General features: G+C 52.5%; 14 protein-coding genes. 9 read left to right on the plus strand and 5 right to left on the minus strand.

Translation table 11 applies throughout. The features are described 5' to 3' along the window. Window positions 1–34: 34 nt before the first annotated feature. From LI114_RS05515 to LI114_RS05525, 3 genes are all read right to left on the minus strand, one after another. Window positions 35–979: a GDP-L-fucose synthase family protein gene (locus LI114_RS05515; protein ID WP_227219807.1), complete on the minus strand. Its 945-nt coding sequence runs from the start codon at window positions 977–979 to the stop codon at window positions 35–37. Between the two features lie 17 nt (window positions 980–996). After that, a complete protein-coding gene (gene gmd, locus LI114_RS05520; protein ID WP_227219808.1) occupies window positions 997–2,043 on the minus strand; it encodes a GDP-mannose 4,6-dehydratase in 1,047 nt (348 codons plus the stop codon). A 152-nt stretch (window positions 2,044–2,195) separates the two neighbouring features. Further along, window positions 2,196–3,098 (minus strand): AraC family transcriptional regulator, encoded by a 903-nt coding sequence (locus LI114_RS05525; protein WP_227219809.1) that lies wholly within the window; start codon window positions 3,096–3,098, stop codon window positions 2,196–2,198. 123 nt (window positions 3,099–3,221) lie between these two features. Between LI114_RS05525 and LI114_RS05530 the strand changes: the two genes are divergently transcribed. Together LI114_RS05530 and LI114_RS05535 are read left to right on the plus strand one after the other, a co-directional pair. Then, window positions 3,222–3,362: a hypothetical protein gene (locus tag LI114_RS05530; protein WP_227219810.1), complete on the plus strand. Its 141-nt coding sequence runs from the start codon at window positions 3,222–3,224 to the stop codon at window positions 3,360–3,362. Between the two features lie 78 nt (window positions 3,363–3,440). Further along, window positions 3,441–4,049 carry an L-2-amino-thiazoline-4-carboxylic acid hydrolase gene (locus tag LI114_RS05535; protein WP_227219811.1) on the plus strand — a complete coding sequence of 203 codons (609 nt, stop codon included), beginning with the start codon at window positions 3,441–3,443 and terminating at the stop codon, window positions 4,047–4,049. A 52-nt stretch (window positions 4,050–4,101) separates the two neighbouring features. Here the strand turns inward: LI114_RS05535 and LI114_RS05540 are convergent, their stop codons facing one another. Then, a complete protein-coding gene (locus LI114_RS05540) occupies window positions 4,102–6,666 on the minus strand; it encodes a translation factor GTPase family protein (RefSeq protein WP_227219812.1) in 2,565 nt (854 codons plus the stop codon). Between the two features lie 286 nt (window positions 6,667–6,952). Here LI114_RS05540 and LI114_RS05545 point away from each other — a divergent pair, with 286 nt between their 5' ends. The 7 genes from LI114_RS05545 (at window position 6,953) to LI114_RS05575 (ending at window position 15,209) form a co-directional block, all read left to right on the plus strand. After that, window positions 6,953–8,140 carry a CDP-glycerol glycerophosphotransferase family protein gene (locus LI114_RS05545; protein ID WP_227219813.1) on the plus strand — a complete coding sequence of 396 codons (1,188 nt, stop codon included), beginning with the start codon at window positions 6,953–6,955 and terminating at the stop codon, window positions 8,138–8,140. 30 nt (window positions 8,141–8,170) lie between these two features. Next, window positions 8,171–9,367, plus strand: a complete 1,197-nt coding sequence (locus LI114_RS05550; protein ID WP_227219814.1) for a polysaccharide pyruvyl transferase family protein — start codon at window positions 8,171–8,173, stop codon at window positions 9,365–9,367. 61 nt (window positions 9,368–9,428) lie between these two features. Next, the gene (locus tag LI114_RS05555; RefSeq protein WP_227219815.1) at window positions 9,429–10,739 is read left to right on the plus strand and encodes a polysaccharide pyruvyl transferase family protein; all 1,311 of its coding nucleotides are present in this window, start codon (window positions 9,429–9,431) and stop codon (window positions 10,737–10,739) included. Window positions 10,740–10,763: 24 nt separating this feature from the next. Continuing rightward, window positions 10,764–11,471 (plus strand): IspD/TarI family cytidylyltransferase, encoded by a 708-nt coding sequence (locus LI114_RS05560; RefSeq protein WP_227219816.1) that lies wholly within the window; start codon window positions 10,764–10,766, stop codon window positions 11,469–11,471. Window positions 11,472–11,510: 39 nt separating this feature from the next. Then, entirely contained in the window at window positions 11,511–12,581 is a 1,071-nt protein-coding gene (locus tag LI114_RS05565) for a galactitol-1-phosphate 5-dehydrogenase (RefSeq protein ID WP_227219817.1), read from the plus strand. Window positions 12,582–12,642: 61 nt separating this feature from the next. Further along, on the plus strand, window positions 12,643–14,511 hold the full coding sequence (locus tag LI114_RS05570) for a CDP-glycerol glycerophosphotransferase family protein (RefSeq protein WP_227219818.1): 1,869 nt from the start codon (window positions 12,643–12,645) through the stop codon (window positions 14,509–14,511). 14 nt (window positions 14,512–14,525) lie between these two features. Further along, on the plus strand, window positions 14,526–15,209 hold the full coding sequence (locus LI114_RS05575; protein WP_022127477.1) for a ribulose-phosphate 3-epimerase: 684 nt from the start codon (window positions 14,526–14,528) through the stop codon (window positions 15,207–15,209). 510 nt (window positions 15,210–15,719) lie between these two features. Here LI114_RS05575 and glmU read toward each other — a convergent pair. After that, window positions 15,720–17,159: a bifunctional UDP-N-acetylglucosamine diphosphorylase/glucosamine-1-phosphate N-acetyltransferase GlmU gene (gene glmU, locus LI114_RS05580; RefSeq protein ID WP_227219819.1), complete on the minus strand. Its 1,440-nt coding sequence runs from the start codon at window positions 17,157–17,159 to the stop codon at window positions 15,720–15,722. Between the last annotated feature and the right edge of the window lie 94 nt (window positions 17,160–17,253).

A 17,253-nucleotide genomic window follows, 5' to 3' on the forward strand; every position in this document is an offset into this window, starting at 1 on the left:
AGCAGTTCACGCCAGTGCGGTGTTGCGTTAAAATTTATCTTTCAGCTCTCATCGGGTTGTTAAGAAAGTCCTCGTAAGCCAGCTTTATGCCGTCTTTCAGCTCGGTCTTGTATGTCCAGCCGAGGTCAGCCGCCTTGCTCACGTCGAGCAGCTTGCGGGGAGTGCCGTTCGGCTTCGAGGTATCCCAGCGAATCTCGCCCTTGTAGCCGATCACCTCTGCGGTAAGCTCGGTAAGTTCTTTTATCGTAAGCTCCTTGCCGGTGCCCGCGTTCACCGTTTCGTTTCCGCTGTAATTGTTCATCAGGAAAACGCAGAGGTTCGCGAGGTCGTCAACGTATAGAAATTCTCTCAGCGGCGAGCCGTCGCCCCAGCAGGTAACGTAGGGCAGCCCCTGCTCTTTAGCTTCGTGGAAACGTCTTATCAGCGCGGGGAGAACGTGGCTGTGGGTAGGGTGGTAGTTGTCGTTAGGGCCGTAAAGATTTGTAGGCATTACGGATATGTAGTCGGTGCCGTACTGGCGGTTCAGAAATTCGCAGTATTTCAGCCCCGAGATCTTCGCGAGAGCGTAAGCTTCGTTGGTCTTTTCCAGCTCAGAGGTCAGCAGGCAGCTTTCTTTCATAGGCTGCGGCGCCATTCTGGGGTATATGCAGGAAGAGCCGAGAAACTCCAGCTTCTTGCAGCCGTTTTTCCAAGCCGAGTTGATAACGTTCATCTCTAGTATCATGTTTTCGTACATGAAGTCGGCGAGGGCGTTTTCGTTGGCAACTATTCCGCCTACCTTAGCCGCCGCGAGAAAAACGTACTCCGGCTTTTCCTCAGCAAAAAATTTCTCAACCGCGTCCTGTCTGCAAAGGTCAAGCTCTTTGTGGCTGCGGGTGATGATGTTGGTGTAGCCCTGTTTTTCCAGTTCGCGTACTATCGCCGAGCCTACCATGCCCTTGTGTCCTGCAACGTATATCTTAGCGTTCTTTTCCATCATTTTGAACTGCCCCCGTTTCAAACATTCGCGGCTTTAAGAGCTTTTTCGCGCTTCGCAAGCTCTCTGTCGTGCTTTGCCATTATGTCTATAAGCTGCTCGTAGCTTGTGGTCTGCGGATCCCAGCCCAGCACTGTCTTTGCCTTGGTGGGGTCGCCCCAGAGGTTGTCAACGTCGGTAGGTCTGAACCACGCGGGGTTTACGCAAACGAGCATCTTGCCCGTTTCGGCGTCGCAGCCTTTTTCGTCGAGGCCCTTGCCCTCCCAGCGGATAGTTATGCCGTTTGCCGCGAAAGCCTTTTCTGTGAAGTCGCGGACAGTGTGCTGAACGCCCGTCGCGATAACGAAATCGTCAGGCTGCTCCTGCTGCATGATGAGCCACATACACTCAACGTAGTCCTTAGCGTAGCCCCAGTCGCGCAGAGAGTCCATATTGCCCAGCTCGAGGTGGTCTTGCAGACCCTCGGCTATCCTGCCTGCCGCGAGTGTGATCTTGCGGGTGACGAAATTCTCGCCGCGGCGCTCAGACTCGTGGTTGAAGAGTATGCCGTTTACCGCGAACATACCGTAAGCCTCGCGGTACTCCTTTATCATCCAGAAGCCGTACTGCTTAGCGATGGCGTAGGGGCTGTACGGGTGGAAAGGCGTAGTTTCGCGCTGGGGAACTTCCTCTACCTTGCCGTAAAGCTCAGAGGTCGAAGCCTGATATATCTTGGCCTTTTTCTCCATGCCGAGCATTCTTACAGCCTCGAGTATCCTCAGCACGCCTATAGCGTCAACGTCGCCCGAGTATTCGGGAACGTCGAATGATACCTGAACGTGCGACTGCGCCGCGAGATTGTATATCTCGTCGGGCTGTACTTCTTTTATAATGCGTATCAGCGAGGTCGAGTCGGTAAGGTCGCCGTCGTGCAGCTTTATTTTGTCGATGATGTGGTCTATCCTCGCGGTGTTTGAGATGGAGGCGCGGCGGGTTATGCCGTGTACCGCGTAGCCTTTTTCCAGCAGAAATTCCGCGAGGTAAGAGCCGTCCTGACCGGTGATGCCTGTAATGAGTGCAGTTTTCATGATATTATCCCTCTTTCATAACTTTCGGTTTTTGAGAAGCTTACAAATCACAACATGATTATACAACTTTTTTGCTGCCCGTTCAACCGCTTATCGGGATATTTATTAGCACAATATTGGCTTTATTACGAAACTTTGAATTCTATCTAATATCACCACAGCCGCCGATACTGCGAGGGGGTCATGCCCTCTACTTTTTTAAACAAACGGCTGAAATAATTGGCGTCTTTCAGTCCTACTCGGTATGCTATCTCGTCTACCGTCATATCTGAAAATCTTAATAAATTTTTCGCTTTTGTGATACGAAGCTGCTCGAGATAGGCTATTATTGTTGTTCCGTAAGTTTCGCGAAATATCTTCGACATATAGAATTTATTGATGTAAAACTTCGCCGCCAGCTCGTCCAGCGTCATTTTTTCGGCGTAGTGCTCGTCGAGATAGTTTTTCACTCGGCTAAGCTCTACCTTTTTCTTGGCGGTGAATGTGTTTTCGGGGTTCCACGAGCTTTCCATCAGCTTTGTCAGCAGGGCGCTTAGCTCTTCGTTTATGCGCATATCGCGAATGTAGTCGGCTGAGTCGGCTATGGCGCGCAGGCGCGAGAGGTTGTCTTTCAGCGCCGCGCAGTTTTGCGGGCGGAAAACGGGTCTGCCGCCGCGCGAGATATATTTTTCGTAAATCGTCTGCATCTGCACGCCGAAAAAGTGGCACCATTGCAGGCTCCAGAGGTCATCGGAGGTCGAGTGCTCGTAGTTTTTGCGGCAGTCGATGAATACCGCGTCGCCCGCTTGCAGGCGGTAGACCTCGCCCTCGTAATCCAGCGTGCCCGACCCCGAAAGCACTACGAAGCAGAGGAAAGAGCGCAGACCGCTGCGCGAGGAGGAGTGCGGCTTTACGGCGGTAAGCGTGCCCGCCTCCTGCAAGTAGAGCAGTGTGCTGCGGGCGAAAGCCGAGGGGGTGTATATCACGCGCTGCGACTGCACACAGGGGGATTCGTCGGCAAAAAGTTCAGGCTCGGCAAGGCTCATTCTTTCAGCGCTCCTTTCGTTATTTATCATAATAAAGTATAGCTCATTTTATGGAAAATGTCAATAGCCGCGCGCCGTATTGACAAGCAGTTTGGCAAGTGATATAATAGATAAAAAGCAATGCAATATGCAATTCTCGGGAGGAGTATAAACATGAAAAGTTTCATAGAGTGGCTCAGTAAGCCTAGCCATATAAAAATAGCCGCAGGCGCGCTGTTTTTCGCGCTGATCTCTTATCTTTCGTTCTGCAACGGCGAAAACATGGGCAGATTTGTTTACACTATACTTCACTAAATATCACCGCCGTGCACACCGCGCGGCATATTTTTAACAGCCGAGTTAGCTAAAGCTAACTCACGGAAGGAGCACATCATGGGCAGGAAAAATATCTACATAAAAAGCGCTTCGTACAGCTCGGTGTTTGAGAATATTTCGGCGGCGGGCGGCAGCGCTGAGCAGATACAGCGGCGGGCGAACGACGAGTATTACAAAATGCTCGCGCTTCACCCCGACCTCGGCAAGGTCGCGCTGGTGCATTGGAAGCAGTGCTGCGAGCGGGCGGCGCTTTACAAAACGGTGATGAAATATTACCCCGAGCAGGCTTTCGGCTGGGTGCACACCGCGGCTATGGCGTACAGCAGGAAGTCGGGCGAGTTCATCAACAAAGCGGTGAACCTGCCGGGGGTCGCGAATATCTTCCTGCCCGCCATGAAGAAAATGGCGGCGAAAGGCTTTGGCGAGGAGGCTGGCTTTAAGAACCGTTTCGGCGTTTTCAATAAGCGCGAGGCGCACTTTGACATTCTGAGCTGCCCCTACTGCCGATATATGGAGGAGCTGGGCTGCCCCGAGCTGAAAGCGGGTTTTTGCGAGAGCGACGAGCATATGTACGGCAACCTCGACAAATTCTCGTTCGAGCGCACGCAGACTCTTGCGGGCGGCGGCGAGTACTGCGATTTTTGCATTAGGGCGAGAGAAAAATAACGCAAAATACGGGCTGAGGAGCGATTTCCCTCAGCCCGTGGTTTTATCTGCTTTACTTCATCTTCGCGATGAATTCCCGTATCTCGCGCTCGGTGCGCTCTACGTCCTCGTGCAGCTCCTGCGCCGACATTCTGAATGCGCCGCCGCCCATGATTATCACCTGCTCCATGCCGTCTGATGTCGCCACGCGCACTTTGTGCTCGCGGCTGAGCCTGTGCGCCGTTTTCTCGATGTATGTGTCAGCCGTTTCTGCCTCTTTGGTGTAGACTATGCTGATGTTGTGGTAGTTTTCCACCACGCGCTCCGCCTCGTGCACCTTGTAGGCGTCGAACACCAGTATCAGCTCGCACTGCTTGTACCCCTGATAATTGCAAAGCCTGTTGACCAGCATACTGCGCGCGAGGTCTAGGCTCTGCGCCGCCGCTTTTTTCAGCTCTTCCCACGCGAATATCATGTTGTAGCCGTCTACCAGCAGGTATTCCTTACCTTTATAGATATGCTGCGGTTTCGATGACACGCGCTCCTGCTTCTTCGGCGTGCGCATGGCGTAGCGCTTTTCGCGGTCTATCTTGCCGTATGTGCGCTCGAATATCTCCATCAGCTCTTTATCGCTCGCGGCGCGGCGGACGAAATCTTCGGCGCGGCTCTGCGGCTGAGGTTCGGCAGTCCTTACACGCCTGCCCTCGGGCGGTATGTGAACGTGCTCTTCCACCTCGTCCCATTTCACGCTGTAACCCGCCCCGTGCGAGCAGAATACGGAATCAGCAGTGTTTTCAAGGTCGCTGTCCGCTTCGTAACCGCAAGCGGCGATGACCTCGGCGGCGTTGTGACATTCGCGGTAGCCGTCGGGCATACATATCAGCCTGCCCAGCCCTTTAGTGTAGCCCACCACCTGCTGCTGGTAGCCGCGCATTTCCGAAACAGGCGCGCTGCCTTTGAGCACCGCCGTTTCGCCGAGCGTTTCGGGCGGGGCAAATTCGCCGCCCATGTTCTGTATATCCGTTATCGCACGGCCGATGTTCTGCTGCGGAACTTCCAGCGTGAAGCTGTAGTACGGCTCGAGAAGCACGCCCTCGCCGCTTCGCAGACCCTGCCGCACCGCGCGGTATGTGGCTTGGCGAAAATCGCCGCCCTCAGTGTGCTTTAGGTGCGCCCTGCCCGATACCAGCGTTATCTTCATATCCGTGATGGGCGAGCCTGTCAGCGCGCCGATGTATTTTTTCTCGCGCAGGTGGGTGAGTATCAGCCGCTGCCAGTTTCTATCGAGATCGTCCTCGCTGCACTCGCTCGCAAACCGCAGCCCCGCCCCACGCTCGAGGGGTTCGAGCCGCAGGTGTACTTCGGCGTAATGGCGCAGCGGTTCGTAATGTCCGTAGCCGTAGACCTCCTGTGCAAGCGTTTCCTTGTAAGCGATGCTGCCCTCGCAGAAATCTACGTCGACGTCAAAGCGGCGCTTTAGGATATTTTTCAGTATTTCGAGCTGCACTTCACCCATTATGCTGACGTGTATCTCGCCGAGCTGTTCGTTCCAGTCAACGTGCAGCTGAGGGTCTTCATTTTCCAGCAGGCGGAAGTAGGAGAGCAGTGTGTGCGCGTCGATATTCTCCTGCGGCTCGGCACGGTAAGTGAGCACAGGCTCGAGCAGCGGCGCGGCGGAGTCAGGTTCGCAGCCCAAGCCCTGCCCCGCGAAAGTGTGAGTAAGCCCCTCCACCGCGCAGACAGCGCCCGCTTCGGCAGCGTCGGCAGAGCGGAATTTCGCGCCAGAGTAAATGCGTATCCTGCTGACTTTTTCGGAAAAGTTTTCGCCCTCGGCGGCGTAATTCAGCAGACTGCGTATTTTTAGAGTGCCGCTCGTTATCTTCATGAAAGTCAGCCTAGCGCCGCCGTCGTCCGAGATCTTGTAGACCTTTGCGCCGAAGTCAGCGGCAGCCTGCGTATCGTCCGCGCATGGGGCGAGGTCGGCGAGAGCGTTCATCAGCTTTTCCACGCCCTGCGAGCGCAGTGCCGAACCGAAGAAGCATGGGAAAATATTTCTCTGTGCAACTGCGGCGGCGAGCGTTTGGGTCTGCACATCGCCGCTTTCGAGAAATTCGTTCATGGCGTTTTCATCGTAAACGGCGCAGTCTTCGGCGACCTCATCGGCGGGTCGGCAAAGATCTACGAAGCCCGAGCCGAGGCGGTTTTCTAAGCTCTGCATAACGAAGCTTTTATCCGCGCCGTCGAGATCCATTTTATTGACGAAAACGAAGGTCGGCACGCTGTATCTGCGCAGCAGCCGCCATAGTGTCTGGGTATGGCTCTGCACGCCGTCAGTGCCGCTTATAACGAGCACGGCGAGGTCCAGCACCTGCAAAGCGCGCTCGGTCTCCGCCGAAAAATCGACGTGTCCGGGGGTATCGAGCAGGGTGAAGCAGGTATCGTTATATCTAAATTCGGCGGGCTTTGAGAACACGGTGATGCCGCGCTTTTTTTCGATCACATCGGTATCGAGGAAAGCGTCGCCGTGGTCTACGCGCCCCAGCCTGCGTATTTCGCCCGCGTGAAAGAGCATAGCCTCAGAGAGGGTAGTCTTGCCCGAATCGACGTGGGCGATTATGCCAATTACTGATCTTTTCATTTTATCTGTCCTATCGAGAATTTGGTGGGCTAAATCATATAGCTATTTTATAGTATAGCATAGAAATTTGGGGTTGGCAAGGGCCGGGCTGTTTCAATACCTGTTAAAGAATTTTGAAGTAAATATGTATCTCCCTAAAAATGTATAAATATATCCCGCAATTTGGGCGCATATCTGCCCCGCACCCGTTGACATTTTCCGCGGCGTATGTTATAATGATAAGGTATATTTATAGGCATGATACGGGTCTGCCCATACGCTGTGCCTTATTTTAACAGAGGTTTCAATGTCAGGAATTAAAAACGCTTTTAAGCGGCTTTGCAAATTCGCCGCATTTAAAATAGTATACCCCGCGGTCTACCACGCCTGCTGCTTGCGTAAGCGCGAGGAGGGGCTGGTGCTTTTCTGCGAGGTGCGCCACGGCTTTCTTACCGATAGCTACCGCGCGATATATGACGGGCTGAATGAACGCGGCGTGCCGACCGAGGTGTTTTATATCCATAATAACAGCGGCGGGCTTTCTTACCTCGTGCGCTACCTGCGCCTTTGCACTCAGCTGCCTAGGGCGGAAACTGTTTTGGTGGACGATACCTGCAACCTCTTCGGCGCATTTCGCCTGCGGCGCGGCACTAAGCTGATACAGACTTGGCATAGCTGCGGGGCTTTCAAAAAATGGGGCTACTCTATAGCGGGGCTTTCTTTCGGTCAAGACCCCGAAGAGCTGGATAAATACCCCGCGCATACGAATTATACCCTCGTTACCGTAAGCAGTGAGGAATGTATACCCCACTTTGAAGAAGCTTTCGGCTTCACGCCGCCCTCATGCGTAAAGGCTGTCGGCGTTGCGCGGACGGATTGGTTTTTCGACGAAAATAACCGCCGAAACGCTTACGAGCGGCTTTACGAAGTCTGCCCTGCGGCGCGCGGCAAAAAGACAGTTCTCTATGCGCCGACATACCGCGGCGACGCCGATAACGCTAAGCCGCCGAAAATGTTCGACATAGAAAAAATGGCGCGGCGCTGGGGCGAATGTGTGCTGCTGATAAAACAGCATGGTTTTGTAAATACTAAGACCGCGATACCCGAAAGCTGCTGCGGCTTCGCTTTCGATGTTTCGCATGATATGAAGATAGAGGAGCTGCTTTGCGTTTCAGACGTCTGCATCACCGATTACTCCTCGCTGATATTTGAATATTCACTCTTTGAAAGACCTATGGTGTTTTACGCCTACGACCTTGACGAATTTTACGATTACCGCGGATTTTACTACAAATACGACCGCGATTTCCTGCCGGGGGATATTGTAAAGACCGAAGCTGAGCTTGCCGAGAGCGTGGCGAGGGCGCTGGAGCAGGGCTGCGATACCGCCGAGGTGCGCCGCTTCCGCGAACGCTTTATGGGCGCCTGCGACGGCAGGAGCGCCGAGCGGATAATCGGCTATATAACGGATAATAATGATAACGATATAAAGTAAAAATATGATTTTCGGAGGAATTTTTAAGCTATGAAATTTGGTGTGATAATGCACAAGACTACGCAGAATATCGGCGATGATATTCAGACATTCGCGGCTAAGTGCCACCTGCCGAGCGTAGATTATTTTATCGACAGAGAGTGCCTCGATATTTTTGAAACGCCCGATAAAAAGCCCGCCGCAGTGGTCATGAGCGCGTGGTATATGTGGAAAAAGTGGAACTGGCCGCCCTCTGACTACGTTGTGCCGCTGCTTACCGGCATACATTTTTCCGACCATCAGGCTTCGGAGCAGACGGGAAGCCCTGTGCAGACCGAATTTCTGACAGGCTGCGGAGCGGAGTATATGAATAAAAACGGCCCCGTGGGCTGCCGCGATATGTACACCTACAATAAATTCAAGTCGATAGGGCTCGACGCTTTTTTCTCGGGCTGCATAACCCTTACGCTGCCTAAGATGGAGATAAAGAAGCCCGAGCGCGAATACATCTGCGCCGCCGACCTGCCTAAGGACATTCTCGCCGCGCTGAAAGAGCGAATGAAGGGCACGGGCATCGACATAGTGGAAACTACTCATTATAAAGACTACCGCAACAGCAATGCTACTTGGGAGGAGCGCGAGGCGGCTGTAAAAGAGCTGCTGACCATCTACCAGAACGCTAAATGCGTAGTTACCCGCCGCCTGCACTGCGCGCTGCCGTGCCTTGCTATGGAAGTGCCTGTATTCGTTACCAACCGCCACAAGCGCCCCGTATCGGGCAGATTTGACCCATATTACGACTGGATAGCGAATTGCAGCTACAAAGAATTTCTCGCGGGAAAATTCGATTACAATTTCGCTGACCCGCCCGCTAACGACCCCGCATACCTCGAGGTGCGCAACGCTATGATAAAGTCGATAGACGATTTCGTGGCGAAGTACAAGGACGAGGAGGGCAGCCCCGAGCAGTACAAAAAGACCTCGTACACCGCCGAGGAGCTGTATAAATGGCGCTGCGACACCATGCGCGACTGCATGAACCGCTGGTTCGACATAACAGTGGCTGAGGAGAAAGAGCTTAAAGAGCTGCGCGCTTTCAAAAAGACTCACGAAAACGAGCACGATAAGCTCATGCAGTACAAGGCGGAAAGCGAAAGAAGCAAAAAGATACTGGGCTGCCGCAGCGTAAAGCTGGCTATAAAGGCGCGAAACGCTTTCATGCCGAAAGACAAAAAGATAAAAGTATAATAGTAAAAAAAATAAGATAAACGGCAACAAACAGAACAAAAAAGAAGGGGACATTTCTGATATGAAGTTTGGCGTTATGGTGCACAAGCATACGCAGAATATCGGCGACGATATACAGACATTCGCGGCGGCGCGGCTGCTGCCCGAGCTGACATATTTTCTCGACCGCGAGCGCCTTGACAGCTTCGTTACCGAAGACGGCGAGCCTGCCGCGGTGGTGATGAGCGCGTGGTATATGTGGCACAAGTGGAACTGGCCGCCCTCAAAATACATCATGCCGCTGTACGTCGGTATGCACTATACTGACAACGAGCTGGCGCAGCAGGACGGCTCGCCAGTAAAGACTGAGTTTCTTACAGGTATCGGCAAAGAGCATTTCGACGCTTACTCGCCGATAGGCTGCCGCGACACATACACCGAGAGAACTTTCAAAGAGCTGGGCATAGACGCGTATTTCTCAGGCTGCATAACCCTTACGCTGCCGAAAATGCCGATAGTAAAGCCTGAACGTGAGTACGTTTGCTGCGTAGACGTCAGCAAAGCCGCCGCAGAGCACACGCGAAAGCTGCTCGAAGGCACGGGTATAGAGCTGCGCGAGATAACGCATTATAAAGACTACCGCAACAGCGATGCGACATGGGAAGAGCGCGTGAAAAACGTAACCGACCTGCTGACTGTTTATCAGAACGCTAAGTGCGTTGTAACACGCCGCCTGCACTGCGCGCTGCCTTGCCTCGCTATGGGTGTGCCGGTGCTCACGCTGAATAACGAAAAGGCGGGGGCGGATATACGCTTTGAGCCGTATTACGATTGGCTGCACAACTGCTCGCGCGAGGAGTATATATCGGGCGAATACGATTACGATATTACTGATCCGCCCGCGAACTCCGAAAAGCATTTGGAGTGCAGAGAGCGCCTGATAAAGACCGTTACGGACTTTGCCGAAAAGTACAAGGATATCCACGGCACAGCTGAGGAGCTTGCAAAGACGGCTTACACGCAGGAGCAGCTCATAAACTGGCGGCATGACACCATGAAAAACTGCATGGATCGCTGGCTGTACGTCACGCGCGGGCATATACATACCATCGCGAAGCTGGAGAAGCGCTCGGCAAAGCTCGGCGAAGAGAAGAAAAAGAGCGCCGACCTGAGCAAAAAGCTGGCGGCGGAAAAAAAGCTGACGGAGGAGCAGAGCAGGCGCATAGCCGAGCTGGAAAGCAAACTGGCAGCCGCCGAGAACGGGCTTGCCGAGAGCGAGAGGCAGAACAAGCGCATGAGGAAAATAATCTCATGCCGCTGCGTAAGGTACTCGGTGGCGGCGCGCAACGCCTTTGTCAAGAAAAACAAGAAAATAAAAATAGACGATATATAAAAATAGTAAAGAGGTAATTTGAAGATGATATACGGAGCAATGCTCGCAGGGGGAAGCGGCACAAGAGTTAAAAGCTCAGACGTGCCGAAGCAGTTTATAGAGATAGGCGGCGCACCTGTGATAATACACACGCTGAACAATATGCTGAAAGTGGAAAGGTTCGACCTTATCTACATCGCCTGCCGCGAGGACTACATCGAATATCTGAAAAAGGCTGCCGCCGAGCACGCGAGCCACCCCGAAAAGGTTCGCATAATAGCGGGCGGAAAAGAGCGCATGGACTCTATACGCTGCGTTACCGACGCGATAGAGCGCGACAACGGTATAGGCGAGGAGGACGTTATAGTTATCCACGACGCCGTAAGGCCTTTCGTTACTGAAAAGATACTTAACGACTCTATCGACTGCGCGGCTAAGTACGGCGCCTGCGTATGCGGTCTGCCCTGCGCGGACACTATACTGCATTCGGTAAAGGGCGGCGTGGTAGACGACATACCCGCCCGCAGCGAGCTTTTCTGCGGACAAGCCCCAGACAGCTTTCGCCTGCACCACTTCATCAAAATGCAGGAGAACCTTACTCCCGAGCAGAAGGAGAAGATAACGGGAACTTCGCAGATATGCACCATGAACGGCCAGCCCATATACATCATAGAGGGCGACGCCATAAACTTCAAGATAACTACCGACAGCGACTTGCTTATGGTAAGAACGCTGATGGGTGAAAAAGCATAAATTTATACAAAAGTTCAGTTTTTAGAAAGGAAATCTGAAATGAAAAGTCTTATCGACATTCCTGAAAAGATGAAAGCTCTCGTGCTTCACGGCGTGGGAGATCTGCGGTACGAGGAGATAGACGTGCCCGAGCTGAAAGAGGGCACTGTGCTGCTGAAAATAAAAGCCTGCGGCATATGCTCAAGCGATATACCCAGAATATTTGTAAACGGCACATACCATTTCCCGACAGTGCCGGGCCACGAATTTTCGGGACAGATAGTAGCCGTGGGCGACGGAGCAGACGAAGCCCTGCTCGGCAGAAGAAGCTGCGTATTCCCGATGCTGCCCTGCCGCACCTGCAAAGCCTGCGGTATGGAAGAGTGGGCGCAGTGCTCGGGATACAGCTATTTCGGCTCGCGTCAGGACGGCGCATTTGCCGAATATCTCGTAGTGCCAACATGGAACTTAGTGCCTTTTGCAGACACGCTTTCTTACGAGGAAGCCGCGCTCTGCGAACCTGCCGCGGTATCGCTGCACGCAGTGAACATCTCGCAGGCGGCTGAGGGCATGAACGCGGTGGTAGTCGGCACGGGCACTATCGCATTCCTCATCGGCTCTTTCGTAAAGGCAAAGGTCGGCGAGGGCAAGGTCATTATCTGCGGCAGAAGCCAAAACAAGCTGGACTATGCGCGCGACCTGGGCTTTGAGACTATCAATACATCTGAGGAAGCCATCGCCGAAGGCGTAAAGCGCATAACGGGCAGCGAGGGCGCAGACGTAGTTTTCGAGGCGGTAGGCTCTAACGCGGCTATCGAGAACGCTATAAAGGCGGCGGGCGCGCTTAGCAGAGTAGTGCTAATAGGCAACCCGACCGAAGACCTTCATATAGAGAAAAACGCCTACTGGTCTATACTGCGCAAGCAGCTTACGGTATGCGGCTCTTGGAACTCTAACTACAACAGCCGCGTAAACGACTGGGCGCAGGCGCTCGAGATATTCGAGAGCGGAAAGCTGAACCTCAAGGGGCTTATCACCCACACGTTCGATATGGCTGATAAGGACAAGGCTTTCGACACGGTAAGAGATCCTAAGCAGTTCACGCTGAAAGTAATGTTCACTATGGACTGATTGAAAAACTGATAAACTTGCTGAAAAAGGAAAAGAAAAAGGAAGAGTAAAAAGTAATATCATGGAAAGCTTCAATTTTTATAAAGTTACAGAGATAGAAGAAATTGAGGACAGAAGAAGAGCGATAGAGAAACAAACGAAGAAAAATGCGGCATTCGCGGTGCTCGACAAGATAGAGTTCAAGCGCGTGATAATGAACATCGGCGGCAGGCTGGTAAACGCCGACCCCGCCAAGCAGTACGGTGCACGTTTCGTCACCGCCGACAGAAAGAAGATGTTTTACCCCGCGCATTTCGACATTGATGGCGACAGGTTCACACTTTCGATGAACATAATGTGCTCTAAGGGCGAAGCACCGATAGCCACGGGCGAGTATTTCCTCGTGATATTCGAGAAGTACAAAGACCACCGCAAGGAGATGGGCTACAAGCCTACTAAGACGAGCGAAACGGTAAAGCGCAGCGGCGTGGTGTACAAAATGACCTACGACGAAAAGGGCAATACCACCGCGAAAAAAGCGCTCACCCGCGAGCTTTCCTGCTACATCGACCCCGAGCTGGACGGTATGTGCACGGATACTGAGGCGAACCCCTGGAATTTTAAGCTGCGGCGCGGCGCGAACAACCTTTTCTACGCCGAATCGCGCATAGATATGGACACCGCCGAGTATTACCTGATGGTAGAATACAAAGAGCCTTCAAAACCGCTCGGATTTATCGGCAGGCAGAAAAAGTACTGGGGCGGCAAGGTCAGCAATATGAAAAAAGACCTGAACGCGCTGAACCTTTGGGGATTTACACACCTCTTCAAATTTTTCTGCAAGACGGCTAAGCGAAACGGCGATATCATCCTCTTCGCTTCCGGCTCGCGCGCGGAGATAGGCGGCAATGAGGAATTTATCTACAAGAGAATGCTTGAGAGGGGCTTGGATAAAAAATACAAGTTCCGCTTCGACTTCAAAGCCAGCATAAATCAGTCCCGCCCCGCGTGGAAGATGGTGCGCTTCGCCTACTACCTCGCTACTTCGGATATTATCTTGATAGACGATTACTACCCCGAGATATACAAGGTGGATTACCCTAAGACCACTAAGATACTACAAGTATGGCACGCCTGCGGAGCTTTCAAATCGCTGGGATTTGAGCGACTGGGCAAGCCGGGCGCGCCGCCGTTCAATACGCGCGTGCATAAGTGCTATACGCACGTTCCCGTAAGCTCGTACCATTCGGCAAAGCACCACGCCGAGGGCTTCGCGATAGACGAGAGCAAGTTTTACCCCGTGGGCATACCCCGCACGGATATTTTCTTCGACGAGGAGTATAAAAAGACTACGCGCGAGAAGATGCTGAACGAGTTCCCGCAGTGCAAAACGGCTAGCACGGTCTACCTCTATGCGCCTACCTTCCGCGGCACTAACGCCACCGACGCTTATTTCCCGTTCGATAAATTCGACCTCGAGCGCTGGGGAGAGTTCCTAGAGCAGACCGGCTCGGTGCTGATAATAAAGCTGCACCCATTTGTAAGCAAGCGCGTGGAGATACCCGCGAAGTACAAAGACCGCATACTCGACGCTACCGATTACCGCGAGGTAAACGATATACTCTTCATCATCGACGTGCTGATAACCGACTATTCTTCGATAATCTACGAAACATCGCTGCTGAGAAAGCCTATGCTTTTCTTCGCTTTCGACCGCAGATATTACGAGTTTACCCGCGATTTCTACGAGCCGTATGACCAGCTCGTGCCGGGCAAGATAGTTTCCGACTTCGACGAGCTGCTCGAAGCTATGAAGAATAAAGATTACGACTTCCACAAGATGGACGCATTTATTGCAAAGAATTTCACATATACCGACGGAAAAGCTACTGACAGAGTTATCGACAGACTGATAATGGGTCTGCCCGATGGCGAAAGCAAGGCTAAGTAAGAAAGGATAAAAATATGCAGAATAACGATAAGGGCATCATTTCGGTATCAATGATGTGCGTAAGGCTAGACCTTACTATGGATTACCTCGAAGCTTTCAAGCGCAGCGGCGTTGATATGCTGCATATCGACGTTATGGACGGTACTTTCGTGCCGAATATCACCATTGGCGTAGACTATGTAAAGCAGCTGAGAGAGATAAGCTCCTGCCCGTTCGACTTCCACTTCATGGTAGAAGAGCCTGAGGAGAAGATGAAGTGGTTCGATATTCGCGAGGGCGACTGGGTATCGGTACACTGGGAGTCTACAAAGCATATCGACAAGTGTATGCAGTATATAAAGAGCCGCGGCGCAAAGGCTTGCGTAGCGCTAAACCCCGGCACGCCTATCTTCATGATAGAGGAGATATACGATTACCTCGACGGCGTACTGCTGCTCAGCGTAAACCCCGGCTTCGCAGGTCAGAAGATAATCCCCTCCGTCATCGAAAAGGTGAAGAAGATGAAAGCCCACCTCAAAGAGATAGGCAGAGAGGATATAACGATAATAGCCGACGGCAATATGTCGAACGAAAACTCTAAGCTGATGTACGACGCAGGCGCGCGCATATTCGTAGCGGGCACTTCGAGCATAGTAAAGAACACGATAGAGGGCGTAGACGACCGCATAGCCGCCATGAGAAAGAGCATTGGCTACTAATTACTAAATACGCATTTGCATTTACAGCCGTTCCGCAGAAAGCGCGGGGCGGCTTTTTTGCGCTGTTTTGTCATATCCCGTCGACGCGGAATAGTATAGAGCATAGGGCAGGGGGTGAGATATATGGAGATACTGCTTGCGGCGGCGTGCGCAGGGCTTGTGAACGGTCTGCGCTTTTTCAAGGTGATTTGCAGGAGAGGGTGACGGCAAGTTTGCACACCCCTAAGCACAATTTTCTTATTTTGCACTCATGTACGAAACCCCTGTATTTACTGGTAGTTTTCAAGAGTGCACGGTAAGACCTCGTGCACTCATGGAGAGAGATTTTACCATCATGCGTGCACGGAAAAAGGTCGTGCACTCATGTAAACACCCAGCAAAATCAAGGGTTTGCGCCATGAGTGCAAAATAACTTTATTGACTGTGCCCCATCTGCACTGATGGGAGCGCAAAAAAGCTCTTCTCAGCGTTTGCCGAAAAGAGCTTTGCGTACTTATTTAATTTTGCGTATCAGTTGCCGCTTTCTTCCGACTCGTGCTCTTTCTTGAGCTTCTCGTACTTCTCGGTGTGGTGTTTCAGCTTGCGCTCGGCGTAGCCCTCTTTTATCTGCGCCTTGCCGCGCTCTATCGCAAGCGCGTTGTCGGGAATGTCTTTGGTAATGGTAGAGCCTGCCGCGGTGTACGCGCCCTTGCCGACCCTTACGGGAGCGACGAGGTTGGTGTTGCAGCCGATGAATGCGTTGTCCTCTATTACGGTGCGGAATTTCTTATCGCCGTTGTAATTTACAGTAACTACGCCGCAGCCGAAGTTTACGTTAGCGCCAACGTCCGAGTCGCCGATGTAGGTCAGGTGCGCTACCGCCGTGTATTCGCCTATAGTGGAGTTCTTTATCTCTACAAAATCGCCTATCTTCACGCCGCGCTTGATGTGGCTGTTGGGGCGAAGCTGTACAAAAGGCCCTATCTTCACGTCGTCCTCTATCACCGACTCGTAAGCCTGCACGTTATTGAGGTTCACGTTGCTGCCGACTTTGGTGTTCTCAATTATGCAGTTGCAGCCTATAACGCAGTTTTCGCCTATCTCGGTATTTCCGCGCAGTATTACGCCCGAGTGGATTATAGTGCCCTGCCCGATGGTGACGTTGTTGCCTACGGATACGCCGTCGGTGCAGCAGAACTCTATGCCGTTATCCAGATGTTTGCCGATTATCTCAGCGCGCGCGGCGTTGTTCAGCTCCAGCAGAGCGCGGCGGTCGTTCGCGCCAAGCACCACGTTCGGGTTGTGCGACATATACGCGTCAGCAGTCCTGCCCTTTGCTATCAGCAGCTCTATGCAGTCGGTGAGGTAATACTCGCCCTGTGCGTTGTCGTTGCCTATCTCGCCCAAAACTTCGAGCAGCTCGGCGGTCTTGAACCAGTAGCAGCCCGAGTTTACTTCGGTTATGGCTAGCTGGTAAGGCTCGCAGTCCTTATGCTCCACTATGCCCGCAATGCCCGTATCGGTGCGGATAACTCTTCCGTAGCCGGTAGGGTTCTCTATGCGCGCGGTGACTACCGTAACTGCGCTGTCGTTCTCGATGTGCTGCGCCAAAGCGCTGTTTATAGTTTCGGCGTCGATGAAAGGCGCGTCGCCGTTCAGCACCAGTATATTGCCGTCCATGTACTGCTTTAAGAAGTCCTCAGCCTGCATTACCGCGTGGCCGGTGCCCAGCTGCTCAGCCTGCAGTACCGTAACTATCTCAGAGCGCGAGCTGCGTGCGGATATGTACTCGTCAAGCATTTCGCCGCGGTAGCCCTTTACTACGCATACGTTAGCTATCTCAGCGTTTTCGCAGGCGGTTATCACCCATTCGAGCATAGGCTCGCCCAGTACGCTGCAAAGCACCTTCGGCTTATCTGATTTCATTCTTTTGCCCTGTCCTCCCGCGAGGATCACTGCTGCATTTACCATAATATATATCTCCTTGGATAGAATTATTTGCTTAACTTACATTATAGTACAAAAACGTTTTCAAGTCAAGGATAATTTATTTATCAAAAAAATC

This window comes from Ruminococcus sp. 210702-SL.1.03 (genome assembly GCF_020559915.1).
GTDB lineage: Bacteria > Bacillota > Clostridia > Oscillospirales > Ruminococcaceae > YE71.

Excerpts from the sequence above, each read along its gene's own strand:
- LI114_RS05525 (WP_227219809.1), bottom strand. The coding sequence starts at position 3,098 with ATGATAAATAACGAAAGGAGCGCTGAAAGAATGAGCCTTGCCGAGCCT.
- LI114_RS05570 (WP_227219818.1), top strand. The coding sequence starts at position 12,643 with ATGGAAAGCTTCAATTTTTATAAAGTTACAGAGATAGAAGAAATTGAG.
- gmd (WP_227219808.1), bottom strand. The coding sequence starts at position 2,043 with ATGAAAACTGCACTCATTACAGGCATCACCGGTCAGGACGGCTCTTAC.
- LI114_RS05555 (WP_227219815.1), top strand. The coding sequence starts at position 9,429 with ATGAAGTTTGGCGTTATGGTGCACAAGCATACGCAGAATATCGGCGAC.
- glmU (WP_227219819.1), bottom strand. The coding sequence starts at position 17,159 with ATGGTAAATGCAGCAGTGATCCTCGCGGGAGGACAGGGCAAAAGAATG.
- LI114_RS05535 (WP_227219811.1), top strand. The coding sequence starts at position 3,441 with ATGGGCAGGAAAAATATCTACATAAAAAGCGCTTCGTACAGCTCGGTG.
- LI114_RS05540 (WP_227219812.1), bottom strand. The coding sequence starts at position 6,666 with ATGAAAAGATCAGTAATTGGCATAATCGCCCACGTCGATTCGGGCAAG.
- LI114_RS05545 (WP_227219813.1), top strand. The coding sequence starts at position 6,953 with ATGTCAGGAATTAAAAACGCTTTTAAGCGGCTTTGCAAATTCGCCGCA.
- LI114_RS05575 (WP_022127477.1), top strand. The coding sequence starts at position 14,526 with ATGCAGAATAACGATAAGGGCATCATTTCGGTATCAATGATGTGCGTA.
- LI114_RS05565 (WP_227219817.1), top strand. The coding sequence starts at position 11,511 with ATGAAAAGTCTTATCGACATTCCTGAAAAGATGAAAGCTCTCGTGCTT.
- LI114_RS05550 (WP_227219814.1), top strand. The coding sequence starts at position 8,171 with ATGAAATTTGGTGTGATAATGCACAAGACTACGCAGAATATCGGCGAT.
- LI114_RS05515 (WP_227219807.1), bottom strand. The coding sequence starts at position 979 with ATGATGGAAAAGAACGCTAAGATATACGTTGCAGGACACAAGGGCATG.
- LI114_RS05530 (WP_227219810.1), top strand. The coding sequence starts at position 3,222 with ATGAAAAGTTTCATAGAGTGGCTCAGTAAGCCTAGCCATATAAAAATA.
- LI114_RS05560 (WP_227219816.1), top strand. The coding sequence starts at position 10,764 with ATGATATACGGAGCAATGCTCGCAGGGGGAAGCGGCACAAGAGTTAAA.